Origin of the sequence: Chitinophaga japonensis, assembly GCF_007830125.1 — a bacterium.
GTDB classification, from domain to species: domain Bacteria; phylum Bacteroidota; class Bacteroidia; order Chitinophagales; family Chitinophagaceae; genus Chitinophaga; species Chitinophaga japonensis.
On the sequence record NZ_VLLG01000003.1, the window covers coordinates 993,375 to 1,010,665 of the forward strand.

Sequence of the window (17,291 nt, forward strand, 5' to 3'; positions counted from 1 at the left end):
AATATGCTGATCATGAATATACAGCAACGCCTTTTGCAATGCCTGGCAGCCTGCCTGCTGGTAGCAGGACACAGCCTGCCGGCGCTGGCGCAGCAAGACCCTATCTATTCCCAATACATGATGAACGGCATGGTCATCAATCCTTCCTATTCCAGCATGGATGAATCGGCCAGCCTTACCGTGGTGGGCCGCAACCAGTGGGTAGGCGTGGATGGCGCGCCCAAAACCGCGTCCCTTTCTTTCTATACGCCTTTTAAGGCCACCAATACCAGTGTGGGCTTTTCGGCCATGAACGAGAAGGTGACGGTACAGTCGCGCACCGCCTTCAATTTCCATGTATCCCAGCGCATCAACCTGAATGAGAATGGCCTGCGCCTGGCGCTGGGCCTGAAGCTGGGCATGTCGCAGTTCCGGGAGAACAACAGCGAGCTAACCACTACGGACCCGGTATTTGCAGAGAACGCGAGCTATTTCAAATCGGAGGTGGGCTTCGGCTTTATGCTCTTTACGGACAAATTCTTTGTAGGCCTTTCTTCTCCTACTTTCCAGAGCTTTGATGTGGGCAACAAGGTGAACAAGATCGTGTACAAACCACATTATTACCTGCAGGCGGGCTACCTGCTGGATGCAGGGGACAATGTAAAAGTGAAGCCCGGCCTGTTGCTGCGCAGGGTAGGAGGGGCCCCGCTGGGCTTTGACCTCAGCACCCAGGTGCTGATAAAGGACCTGGTGTGGGTAGGCGCCGCTTACCGGTCTGAAGGCACCATTACAGGGCTGGTGCAGGCAAGGCTGACCAGCCAGTTGCAGTTGGGCTATTCTTACGACACGCCCATGTCTTCCAACCTGAAGGGGGCCCAGTCTGTTTCCCATGAGGTGATGATCAACTACCGTTTTTCCTGGTCCAGGGAGCGGGAAGTGGAGCCACGTTACTTCTAACATGCTGTCTGCTACGTGATTACGAAGCCCATTAAATGATATACACCTGCTTTTTACCTGAAAGTTCCCGCAAATGCTTGTCGTGCGGGAACTTTTTCTTTAAAAAGCACTGTGAACCAAATCCGCGGGCGGTTTGTTGTCGTAAGTAAATAGTAGTACGTTTTAGCGCTTATTGCCGTATACACTTATAAGACATTGAAGCAACATAAATGAAGTTGTGTCTTTTTAATGGTTAACATGGGAAACAGCCTGGTATTTCTTACCAGGCTGCTTGATTTTATAGTACTTTCTGCATAATGTAATCATTCATCTCATACCCGTTCCCGATGTGCGTATCTTTTTCCCCGGTAATAGTAAAGCCCAGCTTTTCATAGAAAAGGCGCGCTTTGTTATAGCGGTTCACATCCAGCTCCAGGATGCGCGCCTGCGCTGCTTTTACGCGGTCTGCCACGGTGTTCAGGAAAAACCTGCCTACGCCCTTGCCCTGGTAGCCGGTGTCCACGTAGATCTTGTGCAGCTTATAGATATCCGCAGCGTCGGTGGTGCTGTAGGAAGCATAGCCGATGGCGTTTTCCCCCTCATATAGCAGGAGAAAGCGGTGCTGCTGCGTTTCCATTTGCCGGGTCAGGGAAGCGGTGCTGTACATGAGGTCCAGCATGTAGCTGATCTGTTCGGAAGAAAGGATGGCCTGGTAGGTAGGCCGCCATATTTTCTCCACCAGTGTTTGTATGAGCGGGATGTCCGCCGTGGTTGCGTCTTTTATGTGTAGTTCCATTGTGTAATTAATAATTAAGAATTAATAATTAATAATCGTAGCATAAGTGTTTCGGTGTGACATCATTAATTATTAATTATTCATTGTTAATTATTTTCTCCGTTCACGGAGAAAATCCTCCAACCCGGCCCTGCCCAGGCTGCTCAGGTTCCTTTCTTTGGTAAGGCCGCCTTTGCGGGCTGCAAGGGCGCCGTAGCTGATATCCCGGAATCCTTCAATGCTATGCGCATCGGGGTCGATGGAGATCAGCACGTTCTTTTCCATGGCATAGGGCAGCCACTGCCAGTCAATATCCAGGCGGCGGGGGTGGGCGTTCAGCTCTATCACCACGCCGTTGGCCGCGCAGGCGTCAATGATCTTTTGATGGTCTACCGGGTAGCCGTTGCGGCTTAACAGCAGGCGGCCGGTCATATGCCCCAGGATGGTGGTGTAGGGATTTTCAATGGCTTTCAGTAGGCGGCTCATGGCCTTTTCTTCCGTCATTTTCAGGTTGGCGTGCACGGATGCGATCACCAGGTCAAAGGTGGCCAGTATTTCGTCCGGGTAGTCCAGGCTGCCGTCGAACAGGATATCAGACTCTATGCTTTTGAAGATGCGGAAGGGCGCCAATGTTCTGTTCAGCTCATCGATCTGGGCATGTTGCGCCTGTATGCGTTCCACGCTCAGGCCATTGGCATAGAAGGCGGAGCGGGAGTGATCGCTGATCACCAGGTATTCAAACCCTGCTTTTTGGGCGGCAACGGCCATTTCTTCCAGGGAATGCAGGCCGTCGCTCCACTGGCTGTGGGAGTGGATAATGCCTTTGATGTCGCCGGGCGTTATCAGCGCGGGTAATTGTTTCCGTTTGGCCAGGTCCAGCGCCAGGCCGCCGTTGCGCATGCAGGGCTCAATATAGTCCATGCCGGCCCGCTGGAAAATATCGGTCTCGGAGCTGCTGCCGGCCAGGTGCTCCGCAGCATGCCCGTCCGCGTCAAAATGCTCCAGGAATGCGGCGTCGCCGGTGGTGATGAACAGTGTTTTCACAAAATCGGCTGCCTGGCAGGGATATATGCGCAGCTTTACCTGCTGTTCGTGCTTCCATAGCAGCGAGTGGTCTGTTTCCTCCACCAGGGTAAAGGCCGGTATGGCGCCCAGGTGCTGCTGCAGGACAGCGGCGGGCACGCCGGCCACCAGCTCTATTTCATCGATGATCACTTCGGTGCGCCGTATCTGCCCGGTAAGGGATACGGGGGCGGGCGCCAGCATTTGTTGCAGCCGTTTTTCCAGCTCCTGCGCCAGTGCGGCTATTTCCGCGTACAGGAAGCGCTCCCGGTTGGAGAGGTAGAATTCAATGCTTTGTTTTACGTTGTCCTGTGTTTTCTGGCCAAAGCCTTTGAGCAGCAGCAGCCGGTTCTCGTTGCAGGCGTACAGCAGCTCGCCCAGGGTTTCCACTTCCAGCTCTTTCCAGATGGTAGCGATCTTTTTGGGCCCCAGTCCCTTTATTTTCAGCATTTCCAGGATGCCGGGCGGGGTTTGGGCAATGAAGGTTTCCAGCAGGGACAGGCGCCCGGTCAGCAGCATTTCCTGGATACCTTTGTTAATGGAGCTGCCAATACCTTTTATACGGGCAATATCTTCCGGGGCGGTATCTTTCAGTTGTACCGGCAGTTTTTCTACCGTAAAGGCAGCGCTGGCAAATGATCGGGCCTTGAAGCTGTCCGCTCCGTGTATGTCCATCAGCTTGGAGAGGAGGGAGAAATTATCGGCTATGGTGTAATTGTCCATATGTACGCATTTAGCTATGAACCGCAAGCTAATAAGATTTTATACTTTCCGCTGACCTGCCATAAAAAAAGATCCCGGCATTTGCCGGGATCTTTATTCTACAAGTTGTAAATCCGATCTTACATCGCCGGAGCGGAAGGTGCTGAAGGAGTAGCCGGAGAGCTGGAAGGTTTCTTCTTAGCAACCGGTTTCTTCTTCGGAGCCGGCTTTTTAGCGGCCGGTTTCTTAGCAGCCGGTTTTTTAGCGGCGGCTTTCTTTTTAGGAGCAGCCTTCTTAGCAGCAGCTTTCTTTTTAGGAGCAGCTTTCTTAGCGGCGGCTTTCTTTTTAGGAGCAGCCTTCTTAACAGCAGCTTTCTTTTTAGGAGCGGCTTTCTTAGCAGCAGCTTTCTTTTTAGGAGCAGCTTTCTTAGCAGCAGCTTTCTTTTTAGGAGCGGCTTTCTTAGCAGCAGCTTTCTTTTTAGGAGCAGCTTTCTTAGCGGCTGCCTTTTTAATTGTTGCCATTGTTTTTTGAATTTGGGTTAGTAAATGATAAATTGGGTATTAAAAAAACTTTATGGCAATCATCGCTGGCTCGGGTCTCGTTACCCGGCGATGGTGTCAAATGCTTTTAACGGAAACGTAGGTCTTGTTCTCACGTCCTTTGCGGAACTCCACTACACCGTTGCTGGTGGCAAAGATGGTGAAATCTTTACCCATGCCTACATTCTCACCAGGATGGTAAACGGTACCTCTCTGACGGATAATTATGTTACCGGATATAGCAGGTTGTCCTCCGAATATCTTTACCCCCAGCCTTTTGCTTTGGGAATCGCGGCCGTTCTTTACGCTGCCTTCACCTTTTTTGTGTGCCATTCTATGATTAGCGTTTAAATTTTAAAAAATTAAGCAATGTCTTCGATCCTGATCTTTGTAAAATGGGTACGGTGACCGATTTTCTTCCTGAAGCCTTTTCTTCTCTTCATTTTGAAAGCGATCACTTTATCACCCTGTACATGGCCCAGGATCTCTGCTTTAACCACTGATTTTACATCAGTACCTATTGTCAGCGCACCAGCATTATCAGTTAACAGCACGTCAGAGAATTCAACCTTGTCGCCAATGTTGCCTTCCAGTTGCTGAACGAATATTTCCTGGTCTTTTTGCACTTTGAATTGCTGACCCGCGATTTTTACAACTGCAAACATAGTTATCCAAAAATAATTTCCTGCAAAAGTACCACTTGTTTTTCAAATGGCAAAGTTTTCTGCTTTTTTTTAGTATAACTAAAGTAGCAGCAAATTGCCACATATAACCCTATGACCTTAACAGGGAAAGAGCTTATACTTTTCAAAGATACGTAATTTGAGTAAGAAGCAGGAAGTAAGAAATTAGGAGGTAAGAAGGCGTTTCACAGTAGTCCGGGTCTTCATCTTATTTCCTGCTTCCTGCATCCTGCTTCCTGTTAATAAAAACCGTTAACTTGCCCCTGCAATTTTTATACATTTGTCATTTCATATATTCTAAACTAACGCGGCATGAAGTTTAAGTCACTGCTGGCCAAACCATTTGCTTCCATTGTGAGCAGCAAGATCAGGAAGGAAATGCAACGGGCGGTAGAAGACCAGGAGGCGATCCTGGAAGATTTAATAAAGACAGGGCGGAAAACTGATTTCGGGAAAGAGCATAAATTCGATGCCATCCATACCTATGCGGACTTTAAAGCAGCAGTACCTATCCGGGACTACGAACAGTTCAGGCCTTACATCAATAAAATAAAGGAAGGAAGGCATAATGTGCTCTGGAAGGGCCAGCCCATTTACCTGGCCAAAACATCCGGCACCACCAGCGGTATTAAATATATACCTATTTCAAAGGAATCCATTTCCAACCATATTGATACCGCGCGTAACGCCCTGCTCCACTATATGTCCGAAACAGGCAACACCGCTTTTGCCGATGGCAGGATGATCTTCCTTTCCGGCTCCCCGGAGTTGGAGCGGGTGGGCGGCATTCCTACCGGGCGCCTCAGCGGCATTGTGAACCATCACGTGCCCCGCTACCTGCGCACCAACCAACTGCCCAATTACGAAACCAATTGCATAGAGGATTGGGAAACAAAGCTGGACCGGATCGTGGAGGAGACCATTCAACAGGATATGACCCTGATCAGCGGCATACCGCCCTGGGTGCAGATGTACTTTGACCGGCTTACGGCCCGCAGCGGCAAGCCCGTAGGGGAGCTTTTCAGGAACCTGGACCTGCTGGTGTACGGCGGCGTGAACTTTGAGCCTTACCGGGCCAAGCTGATGGAATCCATCGGCCGCCCTATCCATACGATCGAGACCTTTCCCGCTTCCGAAGGCTTTATTGCCTTCCAGGACCAGCAGGACCATGCCGGGCTGCTGCTGAACACCAATTCAGGGATCTTCTACGAGTTTATACCGGCCAACGAGATATTCAACGAAAATCCTACCCGCCTCTCGCTGAAGGAGGTGCAGACCGGGGTGAACTATGCCCTGATCATCAACAGCAACGCCGGCCTGTGGGGATATAATATAGGTGATACCGTTAAATTCGTGTCCACTAACCCGTACCGGCTGGTGGTAACCGGCAGGATCAAGCATTTTATCTCCGCCTTCGGGGAGCATGTGATCGGGGAGGAAGTGGAGCACAGCCTGATGAAGGCCGCTGAAGAGGAGAACGTGCGCATTACGGAATTTACCGTGGCGCCTATGGTGCAGACCAACGGCGAGCTGCCTTTCCACGAGTGGTTCATAGAATTTGAGACCATGCCCGCCGATTTAGCTACCTTTGCCGCCAGGGTAGACCAGTACCTCCGGGAAAAGAACATTTATTATAATGACCTGCTGACAGGCAATATATTGCAACCCCTGAAGATCAGGCCCGTGCGCCGGCAGGGTTTCATAGATTTTATGAAATCCATCGGCAAGCTGGGCGGCCAGAACAAGGTACCCCGTTTAAGCAACGATAGATCAATGGCGGAACAGCTCATGCAATATCTTCAATGACAACGGATTGCAAACATTTAACAATTTCAATGCAATCTTAAATCAGTGATAATTGATATTATTGTACAATGACTAAAAAGAACATTGCCATATTTGGCTCCACCGGTTCCATTGGCATGCAGGCATTGGAAGTAATAGCAGCTCATCCTGACAAGTTCAGGGCAGAGGTGCTGACTGCCCGGCAGAATGCCGACCTGCTGATAGAGCAGGCGCTGAAGTTCAGGCCCAATGCCGTGGTAATAGCCGATGAGGACCAGTATGAAAAAGTAAAAGGCGTATTGTTCGACAAAGGCATTAAGGTGTTTGCCGGCAATAAAGCCATGGTAGAAGTGGCCGCCTGGGACAATATAGACATGATGCTGGCCTCCATTATGGGATTTGCCGGCCTGGCGCCCACCCTGTCCGCCATAGAGCACGGTACGCCCGTGGCCCTGGCCAACAAGGAAACCCTGGTGGTAGCCGGCGATATTGTAATGGCCGCCGCCCGTAAAAAGAATGTGCCGGTAATACCGGTGGACTCCGAGCATGCCGCCATTTTCCAGTGCCTGCTGGGGGAGCATCCCCAAATGGTGGAAAAGGTGATCCTCACCGCTTCCGGCGGGCCTTTCCTGGGCAAAAAGCCCAATTTCCTGATCAATGTAAAGAAGGATCATGCGCTGCAGCATCCCAACTGGAGCATGGGCGCCAAAATAACCATCGACTCCGCCACCCTGATGAACAAGGGGCTGGAGATGATAGAGGCCCGCTGGCTTTTTGGCCTGGAGCCGGACCAGATAGAGGTAGTGATACACCCGCAGTCCATTATACATTCCCTGGTACAGTTTGTGGACGGCTCCGTAAAGGCCCAGATGGGCCTGCCGGATATGAAGCTGCCCATACAGTACGCCCTGGGATACCCGGAACGCCTGTCCAACGATTTTCCCCGGTTCTCCTTTAAAAATTATCCTTCCCTCACTTTTGAGCAGCCGGATACTAAAACTTTCCGTAACCTTGCCGTAGCCATCGAGGCGATGAAAAAAGGAGGAAATGCCGCCTGTGTGCTGAATGCAGCCAATGAAGAGGTGGTGCATGCCTTCCTGAAGAACCGGATCGGTTTCTTGCAGATGACGGAAGTGATCGAGGAAACCCTGGTGAAGATACCGTTTATCGAAGTGCCTACCCTGCACGATTATTATGAAAGCGATACGGCCGCCCGCGAGCACGCCGCCACGCTGATCAATGCCATCGTGATCTGAGCACATCTTTAGTAAATCGTAAATAATATAATATCTTACACCGGCGGATACTTTTATCTATCAGACCTTTTTTAATTACATGACAACACAAGAAATATTAGTAAAAGCCGGGCAGTTGATCCTGTCGCTGTCTATCCTGGTGGTATTGCATGAATTAGGACACTTTATCCCGGCCAAGCTATTTAAAACAAAGGTGGAAAAGTTCTACCTGTTCTTTGATCCCTGGTTCTCTTTATTCAAATTCAAAAAAGGCGACACCGAATACGGCGTAGGCTGGCTGCCCCTGGGCGGTTACGTGAAAATATCCGGCATGATCGATGAAAGCATGGACCGGGACCAGATGATGAAGCCGCCGGAGCCCTGGGAGTTCCGCTCCAAGCCCGCCTGGCAGCGCCTGATCATTATGATAGGAGGGGTGACGGTAAACCTGATACTGGGCTTCCTGATCTACGCCATGATGCTGTGGTACTGGGGAGAGACCTACCTGCCCACCCAGAATGTAAAATATGGCGTAGCCGTGGATTCCCTGGCGCAGAGCATTGGCCTCCGCGACGGCGACAAGATACTGAGCATAGACCACCGGCAGGTGGAGAATTTCCAGGCCATTCCCGCCGAGATCATCCTGGAAGAAGCCAAAAGCATACAGGTGGAGCGTGACGGGCAGGAGCTGAGCATTGCCATTCCCCCCGGGTTCATCCGGCAGATGATCAAGCAGAAATCGCCCTTTGCCGTGCCCCGGGTGCCATACTATGTAGGGGCTTTCAGCAAGGAATCGGCCGGTGAAAAGGCCGGCATCCGCAAAGGCGACCGGCTGATATCCCTGAACGGGGAGCCGGCTTTATACCTCAGCGATTTCAAGCACAAAATACCGCAACTGAAGAACCAGCAGGTACAGATAGGCGTGCTGCGTGGCAAGGACACTTTGCAGATCCCGGTGCGGATACCGGAAACCGGTGTAATAGGCGTGGCCATAGACGCGGACCTGTCCAAGTTCTTTTCGCTCAATGTAAAAAAATACTCTTTCCTGGAGGCCATTCCTGCCGGGTTCAACAAATGCATTAATACCCTGGTAAAATACGTGCAGCAGCTCCGCCTGATCTTTGTATCCAAAGAGGTGAAGGCCAGCGAATCGCTGGGCGGTTTCCTGAGCATCGGCAACCTGTTTCCCGGCGAGTGGGACTGGATGTCGTTCTGGGAAATGACGGCCCTGCTGTCCATTATCCTGGCATTTATGAACATACTGCCCATCCCGGCGCTGGACGGCGGGCATGTGCTGTTCCTGCTGTACGAGATCGTGACCGGCCGCAAGCCGAGCGAGAAGTTCCTGGAATATGCCCAGATAGTAGGTATGGTGATACTGTTCGGCCTGCTGCTGTATGCCAATGGCCTGGACCTGTGGCGGAACATTTTCAGCAAGTGGTTTTCGTAACTGCTGATAGCTGAAAATGTCGTATCTTTGCATTTGCAAAAGCAAACCGGGGCTGCCTGGTTTTGACAGCATAGGTCTTTGAAAGTGTAAGCATGTCGTGCGTTGTGTAATTAGCACGTAAATCTGAATGCTCAAACAATAACTGGCGAATCTAACTACGCCATGGCTGCCTAATCAGCGATTAGACACCCATTATAGCCGCCGGAGTTGCTGCCCACTACGACTCCCGCCGCCGAATCAAACCATAGAGGGATAGGTACACATGGTTTCTGTGAGTGTGTAATGAAAATCTCAACGGATAAGGACGAGGTTGGTTTGTTGTGCCCCTGCCGAGTCCCGACACGCTAATGCACAAATAAGCATGTAGAAAGCTTTTGGAGGATATGTTTGGACGCGGGTTCGATTCCCGCCAGCTCCACTTTCTTTATATTATTGGACAATTTAATTTAATAGGTAGATCAACTTGATTTACCTATTTTTTTGTGCTTTGGCGATTTTTATTTTGTCAATTTGATAACTGGAATAGGGACGCTATCAAAGACTTTGTTTAGCATACGTCATCTTATTGGTAAAAGACGGGCCGATGGAACGCAATTGGAAATTTTACTAGTTTTGGTGCGCGAAACCTCGCCTTTCGGCAATACGTGAGCGGTTATCCTAATGCTATTAAAACAATTACACCCAAATGCCTATAAAAAAATCCGAGCTCTATAGATCCATCTGGGCGAGCTGTGATGAACTCCGCGGCGGCATGGACGCCAGCCAGTACAAGGACTACGTGCTTTTCATGCTCTTTATTAAGTACGTATCCGATAAATACGCTGATTCCGATGACTTCGCACCTCCGGTAACCATTCCTAAAGGTGCCAACTTTAAAGATATGCTCGCACTGAGGGGCAAGGATGATATCGGTGATAAGATCAATACGCAGATTATTCAGCCGCTGATCAACAGCAATTCAAGGCTGTCGAGAAGCGACTTTCCCGACTTCAATGATCCCAATAAGCTGGGTGAAGGAAAGGCCATGGTAGACCGCCTTACCAACCTGATCAACATATTCAACAGCCCCTCGCTTGATTTCTCAAAGAACCGTGCCGATCACGACGATATTCTGGGCGATGCCTATGAATACCTCATGCAGCATTTCGCCCAGGAGAGTGGTAAAAGCAAGGGACAATTTTATACACCGGCCGAAGTGAGTCGCATCCTGGCCAAGGTAATCGGCATCAGCCCTAGAAATTCAGTGGCCGCTACCACCGCTTACGATCCTACCTGCGGATCGGGTTCGCTGCTACTGAAAGTGGCGGCGGAAGCGGGCAAGCACATCACCCTGGAAGGACAGGAAAAAGATGTGACCACCTCTGGTCTGGCGCGCATGAACATGATCCTGCACGATTTTCCCACCGCCAACATCATGGCGGGTAATACGCTGGCCAATCCCAAGTTCAAAGACGGCGACAACCTGCGTACTTACGACTATGTGGTAGCAAATCCGCCTTTCTCGGACAAGACCTGGAGCGCTGGAATCACACCTTCTGAAGATCCCTTTAAGCGCTTTGCCTGGGGCGAACCGCCGGCCAGGCAGGGCGATTATGCTTACCTGCTCCACATTATTCGCTCCATGAAATCCACTGGCAAGGCAGCCTGCATCCTGCCACATGGAGTATTGTTCCGCGGCAATGCGGAAGCGGTGATTCGCAAAGAGCTTATCCGTTCGGGCATACTCAAAGGCATCATCGGTTTGCCGGCCAACCTGTTTTACGGTACAGGCATCCCGGCCTGCATACTGGTATTGGACAAAGAAAACGCTTCCGCCCGTAAAGGCATTTTCATGATTGATGCCTCCAAAGGCTTTATGAAAGACGGTAACAAGAACCGCCTGCGTGAGCAGGACATTCATAAGATCGTGGATACCTTTAAAAAGCTGGAGCCCATCGAGAAATTCTCCCGCATGGTGTCCCTGGAGGAAATTGCTGACCCGAAGAACGATTACAACCTCAACATCCCGCGCTATATCGATACCACCGAACCCGAAGACATCCAGGATATAGACGCCCACCTGAACGGTGGCATCCCGCAGCGCGACATTGATGATATGAAATCCTATTGGGAAGTGCTGCCTGGGTTGAAACATACGCTCTTTGAAGAAGGCCGCAGGGGTTACCTGAACGCACGGCTGCATGCGCAGGAGATTCGCAGTGCTATTCAACAGGACAAGGAATTTTTAGCGCTGAAGGAAAACAACATAAAGATATTTGAAAACTGGAAAAGGAAAGCCTTGCCGGAACTGAGAGATTTTGACAGGGACGCGCATCCCAAAGACCTGATCCATGCCCTCTCTGAAAGCCTGCTCGAGGATTTCCGCAAAGCGAAGCTCATCAACGCCTACGAGGTGTACCAACACCTGATGGATTATTGGAACGAGACCATGCAGGATGATGCCTACCTCATTGCCGCCGATGGCTGGAAAGCGGAAACCCGCCGCATAGTAGAAGAAGTGAAGGCCGGCAAGGACAAGGGCAAGCAAAAAGACAAAGGCTGGACCTGCGATCTCATTCCGAAGGCATTGTTGGTATCGAAATATTTTGCCAAAGAACAGGAAGCGCTGGACGCCAGACAGGTGGAACTGGAAACAGCGCAGGCATCCCTGGCCGAACTGGAGGAAGAGCATGCCGGGGAAGAAGGCGCTTTTGCCGAACTGGAAAAAATCAACAAGGCCGAGATCAGTAAACGCTTGAAGGAAATAAAAGGCAGTAAAGATTATAAAGAGGAAGAAAAGGTTTTAAAACAGTGGCTGGATCTCGACGCGCAGCAGAGCGTACTCAAAGCCGAAATAAAGAAGCGCGATGAAGCGCTGGATAAACTTGCCTATGAGAAATATCCAAAGCTCACGGCGGACGAAGTGCGCTCCATAGTGATAAATGATAAATGGTTGCCGGCTATTGAAGCCAGTGTGCAAGCTGAAATGGACCGCTTGAGTCAACAGTTGACCGGTCGCCTGAAGGAGCTGATAGAGCGCTATGAAACACCATTGCCCCAAATTGAACTGGCGCTGGCGGAAGCGGAAGAAAAAGTTAAGTTTCACCTGGAAAAAATGGGGTTTGTATGGAATTGAAGGAAGGATATAAAATGACTGAAGTAGGGGAAATACCTGAGGATTGGAATACTCCCGCCTTGGAAGATGTTTCGCAAGTTATTGGAGGAGGGACTCCTAGCACACAGAATAAGGAATTCTGGAATGGGGCAATAAATTGGTTTACCCCTTCTGAAATAGGAAAATCAAAATATGTTGCTGAAAGTTTAAGGAAGATTACGGAAAAAGGATTGAGGAACAGTTCCGCAAAATTATTGCCGGTAGGATCAGTACTCCTTACAACAAGAGCAACTATTGGGGAGTTAGCCATTACAACAGAACCTTCATGTACTAATCAGGGCTTCCAGTCATTAGTATTAAGAGAAAATGTTAACTTAGACTTCCTCTATTACGTACTTTGTAGACGAAAAAATGATTTTTTAAGAAATGCATCGGGTAGTACATTCCTAGAAATAAGTCCCCAAAAGGTTAAAAAGACGAAGGTTCCTTTTCCTAGAACATATTGTGAACAAACCGCCATTGCCACGACCTTGTCGGACATAGATACACTGATCGCCCGGACTGAAAAGCTCATCGAGAAGAAGAGAGCCATTAAACAGGGTATGATGCAGCAATTGCTCTCGCCCTATGATATGGAAGGGAGGTTGAAGGATGGGTGGATTAAGAAGAAGTTTACAGAAATTGTGGATTATGTACATGGGAAAGCGCACGAACAACACATTGTTGACGACGGTAAGTTTATCGTTGCCAACTCAAAGTTTATTTCAAGTGACGGCGAGGTCAAAAAATATTCCAATCATAGCTTCTTGACTGCAAAATCAAATGATATTTTGACGGTGCTTAGTGACTTGCCTAATGGGAAAGCATTGGCAAAGTGTTATTTCGTAGACTGTGATAATAGATATGCAGTCAATCAGCGAATTTGCATTTGGAGAAGCAAAGGTGCCGACCCCTTATTCTTATATTACCTACTGAACCGGCATGAATACTTTCTTCAATTAGATGACGGGGTTACGCAAACTCATATTTTAAATGGAGACATTGAGCGGTTTGAAATCGATATATTAGACAATAAGAATGAACAAATTCGAATTGGAAAAATTTTCAAATCAATTGAAAATGAAATGAATAGTTGGGTAAAATATATCGGCAAATTACAATCACTCAAACAATCCATGATGCAATCCCTACTCACCGGCAAAATCAGAATATATAAACCCGAATATGAACCAGCAACCCAGGTCTGAACGACATTCCCAAAACCGGGTAGTGCAGCTCTTCACCCAAACGCTCGGCTACGCCTACCTAGGTAACTGGGAGAAGCGTAAGGATAACCGAAACATTGAAACGGAGCTGTTTAAAGAGAGCTTGCAGAAACGAGGTTACACCGATGCGCAGATCTCCGCCGCCCTGCTGAAATTGGAAGCGGCCGCGGACACTACCGGCACCACGCTCTACCAGGCAAACATGCGCACTTACCAATTGCTACGTTATCCCATTCGCGTCAAAACATCGGTAAACGAACCTTACAAGGATGTATGCATCATTGATTGGGACAATCCGGCTAACAATGATTTCGCTATCGTGGAAGAAGTCACCCTCAAAGGCGGTTACCAGCGCCGGCCCGATGTGGTGCTCTACCTCAACGGTATCGCCATCGGGGTCATCGAGTTCAAGCGCAGTTCGGTGGAGATCAACGATGGCATCCGCCAACTCATTACCAACCAGGAGAAAATCTTCAACGAGCAATTCTTTTCCACCGTGCAGTTGCTCTTCGCCGGCAACGACTCCCAGGGCCTGCGATACGGTACTACCGGCACACCGGAGCAGTTTTTTGTGGAGTGGAAAGATAAACATAAAAAGAGCAGCACATTTCCCGGCGAATTACTCGATACACCGCTGGCGCAGCTTTGCAACAAAGATACCATCCTCGATCTCATTCGCAACTGCGTCCTGTTTGATGCCGGGCAAAAGAAAGTGCCGCGCCAGCACCAGTACAACGGCTTTAAGGCTGCGCAGGAACGCATCCGTCAACGCGAGGGCGGGGTTATCTGGCATACCCAGGGCAGCGGCAAAAGCATCCTCATGGTGTTGCTAGCCAAGTGGATCATGGAACATGACGCAGATGCGAGGATACTCATCATCACTGACCGCGATGAGCTGGATAGACAAATCGAAGGCGTGATGCGTAACGCCGGGGTATTGCCTGAAGATGCGCTCTCGCCACGTATTACCTCAAGAGCCGGATTACTGGAAGCCATCGCTGCTACCACCCCCCGGTTGCTTTGTGCCCTTGTGCATAAGTTCGACAGCACCGACCTGACCGGAGCCCTGCCGCCAGTCAGCGGAAAGTTTTACGTGTTCGTGGATGAATGCCACCGTACCCAGGGTGGCAACATGAATAAACAGATGAAACGCTGGATGCAGCATGCCATTTTTATTGGATTTACTGGTACGCCCCTACTGCGTAATGACAAGCAGACTACTCGCCAGGTATTCGGAACAAATATTCATACTTATAAATTCCATGAAGCGGTTGAGGATGGCGTAGTGCTCGACCTGAAATATGAAGCGAGAAAGGTGCCGCAGCAACTCACCTCCCAAGCCGCCATCGACAGGTGGTTTGATGCCAAAACCCAAAATCTCAACAACTTTCAGAAAGCCGTGGTGCGCAAAGCATGGGCCAATATGGAAAAGTTGATGAGCGCAGGGGAACGCAAGCAGCGTATCATTGCCAGCATCATCGAAGATTTTACCCTAAAGAACCGCCTGAACAACAACCGCGGCACAGCCATTTTGGTGGCGGCTTCCATTTATGACGCCTGCCATTATTACCGGCTGTTCCAGCATACAGATTTTGGACGCTTCACGGGCATTGTCACCTCATACGAACCCAATCATAATTCCATTTCGAGAGAACCCGCCAACAGTGATGAACGATATAAGTTTGATACGTATACGCAATATGTATTGAGAGCCGGCCAGACTACCGGGAAATATGAAGAGGAGATCAAGAGAAGGTTTAAGGATGAACCGGCCAATTGTAAACTGTTGATCGTTGTGAGTAAGCTGCTCACCGGCTTTGATGCGCCTTCCTGCTCGTACATTTACCTGGATAATGAGTTGCGAGATCATAGCCTTTTCCAGGCCATCTGTCGCACCAACCGCCTCGACGGCGACGATAAGGACTTCGGGTATATCGTGGATTTCAAGGAATTGTTCAACAATTTGCAGCAGGCTATTGCCGTGTATACCTCCGACGAACTGGATGTGGAAGATGGTGATGAGAAAGAGAATAATGTGGAGCTCGAACACTGGTTAGTGGCGGGCCGGGAAAAGCTAGATGCCGCCAGGGAAGCGCTCAATTATTTATGTGAGCCTGTGGCCCAGCCCCACGAAGTAGAGCAGTTCTTCGATTATTTCTGCGGAGACCCTTCCAATCCGCTTTCCCTGGGCGAAACCGAGCCGCTGCGTATTGCTTTCTATAAAGCAGTAGTGGCTTTTGTAAGAGCGTATGGGGCTATTTCACTGCACATGAGCGAAGCAGGATACAGCGCTAGTGAAATTGCAGGTATTGAAAAGGAGATTGCTTTCTATTCTGATGTACGCCTTGCTATCAAGCGCTATGCAGGCGAAGAACTTGATATTAAGCCGTATGAAGCTGATATGCGTCACCTGATGAATACCTATATTAAGGCAGATCCCGCGGATCCATTTGGTACGGTGGATCAATATTCGCTGGTCGATCTGATCATCCGCACAGGTATTCACGACGCCATTGCCCAGAAACTAAATCAGAAAGGAAAACTATCACGCAACGCCATTGCCGAAGGTATCATTAATAACGTAAGGCAGACGATCATCCGCGAACGGCTTACCGATCCGCGCTTCTACGAAGAAATGTCGAAATTACTGGATGACCTGATACGGCAGAAGCGTGAAGAAACCGAAGATTATGAAGCGTTTTTGCGAAACGCTGAAGAACTTGCAAGAAAGATGGCGAAGGGGCAGCATTCCGAAGATGTTCCTGGAAGGTTGCGCGGCAAACCGGAGGCCATCGTAATCTATAACAATCTTCCCAATATCCTCTCTGCCAATGCAGATAGCAGCCAGGTCGCAGACCCTGGGACAGTTTATGGTGATAAATTCATACCACTTGCATTGGAAATTGACCGTGTAATGCGTGAAAGAGCCCCTGCAGGCTGGCGGGGAGATGATACTCGGGAGAGAGAAGTCTTGAATGCCTTATTTCCTGTGCTAAACAGGGACAGGGGAGCAACCGAGGCATTGTTCGAACTTCTTAAGAACATGAAAGGCTACGAATGAAGGATTTGATCCAACTGGGAGACATCAGTATTGAAGTGAACAGGAAAGCGATCAAAAATGTACACCTGTCGGTGCATCCTCCGGATGGAAGGGTGACCTTGTCGACTCCTTTAAACACGCGATTAGAAGTAGCAAGGGCCTATGCCATCACCAGACTTGCCTGGATCAGGAAGCAGCAGGAAAAAATGAAGGCTCAATTGCGGGAATCACCCCGTCGTTATATTCAACGTGAATCACACTATCTCTGGGGAAGAAGATATTTACTGAACATAATACATACAGAAGATAAAGCGCATGTAACGATTGATCATAAGCGTATTACGCTGCATGTAAAGCCTGGCAGCAACAAAAGCAGAAGGGAAGCCATTATGTATGAATGGCAAAAATCACTGCTGCACGATTACATACAGCAGGTAATTCCCAAATGGGAGAAAATACTCGGCGTAAGGGTAAACGCTTACTATGTGCAGCGAATGAAAACAAAATGGGGGAGCTGCAATTATCGTTCGGGCAATATCCGATTAAATACGGAACTGGTTAAAAAGCCCAAAGACCTTGTGGAATATGTGATCGTTCACGAAATGGCCCATTTACTTTTTCCGACCCATAGCGGAAATTATGTGGCACTGATGAATCGTTTTTATCCGCGCTGGCGCGAAGCCAGAATGGAACTAAATGACCTGCCACTGGGGCACGTGGAATGGAAAGATATGTAAAGTTATAAT

13 protein-coding genes and 1 other RNA gene are annotated in these 17,291 nt (G+C 49.3%); 9 read left to right on the top strand and 5 right to left on the bottom strand.

Translation table 11 applies throughout. From position 1 onward, the window contains the following. Positions 1–12 precede the first annotated feature (12 nt). A complete protein-coding gene (locus LX66_RS13070) occupies positions 13–936 on the top strand; it encodes a PorP/SprF family type IX secretion system membrane protein (RefSeq protein ID WP_158642626.1) in 924 nt (307 codons plus the stop codon). A 277-nt stretch (positions 937–1,213) separates the two neighbouring features. On the opposite strand, the gene LX66_RS13075 is transcribed toward LX66_RS13070, so the two are convergent. From LX66_RS13075 to rplU, 5 genes are all read right to left on the bottom strand, one after another. Next, complete coding sequence (locus tag LX66_RS13075) at positions 1,214–1,711, bottom strand: GNAT family N-acetyltransferase (RefSeq protein ID WP_145714117.1); 498 nt, start codon at positions 1,709–1,711, stop codon at positions 1,214–1,216. 90 nt (positions 1,712–1,801) lie between these two features. After that, the gene (locus LX66_RS13080; RefSeq protein ID WP_145714120.1) at positions 1,802–3,475 is read right to left on the bottom strand and encodes a DNA polymerase/3'-5' exonuclease PolX; all 1,674 of its coding nucleotides are present in this window, start codon (positions 3,473–3,475) and stop codon (positions 1,802–1,804) included. Positions 3,476–3,594: 119 nt separating this feature from the next. Beyond that, positions 3,595–3,975, bottom strand: coding sequence for a histone (locus tag LX66_RS13085; RefSeq protein WP_145714122.1), 381 nt, complete (start codon positions 3,973–3,975; stop codon positions 3,595–3,597). A 96-nt stretch (positions 3,976–4,071) separates the two neighbouring features. Further along, positions 4,072–4,326, bottom strand: coding sequence for a 50S ribosomal protein L27 (rpmA, locus tag LX66_RS13090; RefSeq protein WP_145714125.1), 255 nt, complete (start codon positions 4,324–4,326; stop codon positions 4,072–4,074). A gap of 29 nt (positions 4,327–4,355) precedes the next feature. Then, positions 4,356–4,658 carry a 50S ribosomal protein L21 gene (rplU, locus tag LX66_RS13095; RefSeq protein WP_145714128.1) on the bottom strand — a complete coding sequence of 101 codons (303 nt, stop codon included), beginning with the start codon at positions 4,656–4,658 and terminating at the stop codon, positions 4,356–4,358. Positions 4,659–4,988: 330 nt separating this feature from the next. On the opposite strand from rplU, the gene LX66_RS13100 reads away from it, so the two are divergent. From LX66_RS13100 to LX66_RS13135, 8 genes are all read left to right on the top strand, one after another. Next, on the top strand, positions 4,989–6,482 hold the full coding sequence (locus tag LX66_RS13100; protein ID WP_145714131.1) for a GH3 auxin-responsive promoter family protein: 1,494 nt from the start codon (positions 4,989–4,991) through the stop codon (positions 6,480–6,482). 68 nt (positions 6,483–6,550) lie between these two features. Next, positions 6,551–7,717, top strand: coding sequence for a 1-deoxy-D-xylulose-5-phosphate reductoisomerase (locus LX66_RS13105; protein ID WP_145714135.1), 1,167 nt, complete (start codon positions 6,551–6,553; stop codon positions 7,715–7,717). A 79-nt stretch (positions 7,718–7,796) separates the two neighbouring features. Then, positions 7,797–9,146, top strand: coding sequence for an RIP metalloprotease RseP (gene rseP / locus LX66_RS13110; protein WP_145714140.1), 1,350 nt, complete (start codon positions 7,797–7,799; stop codon positions 9,144–9,146). Between the two features lie 48 nt (positions 9,147–9,194). Then, positions 9,195–9,567, top strand: a transfer-messenger RNA (tmRNA) gene (gene ssrA / locus LX66_RS13115). Between the two features lie 264 nt (positions 9,568–9,831). Next, positions 9,832–12,261, top strand: coding sequence for a type I restriction-modification system subunit M (locus LX66_RS13120; protein ID WP_145714142.1), 2,430 nt, complete (start codon positions 9,832–9,834; stop codon positions 12,259–12,261). After that, positions 12,252–13,487, top strand: a complete 1,236-nt coding sequence (locus LX66_RS13125) for a restriction endonuclease subunit S (RefSeq protein WP_145714144.1) — start codon at positions 12,252–12,254, stop codon at positions 13,485–13,487. The genes LX66_RS13120 and LX66_RS13125 overlap by 10 nt, the downstream gene beginning before the upstream one ends. Then, complete coding sequence (locus LX66_RS13130) at positions 13,465–16,566, top strand: type I restriction endonuclease subunit R (RefSeq protein ID WP_145714146.1); 3,102 nt, start codon at positions 13,465–13,467, stop codon at positions 16,564–16,566. Before LX66_RS13125 ends, LX66_RS13130 begins: the two co-directional genes overlap by 23 nt. Further along, positions 16,563–17,282, top strand: coding sequence for a M48 family metallopeptidase (locus LX66_RS13135; protein ID WP_145714148.1), 720 nt, complete (start codon positions 16,563–16,565; stop codon positions 17,280–17,282). The genes LX66_RS13130 and LX66_RS13135 overlap by 4 nt, the downstream gene beginning before the upstream one ends. Positions 17,283–17,291: the final 9 nt, after the last annotated feature.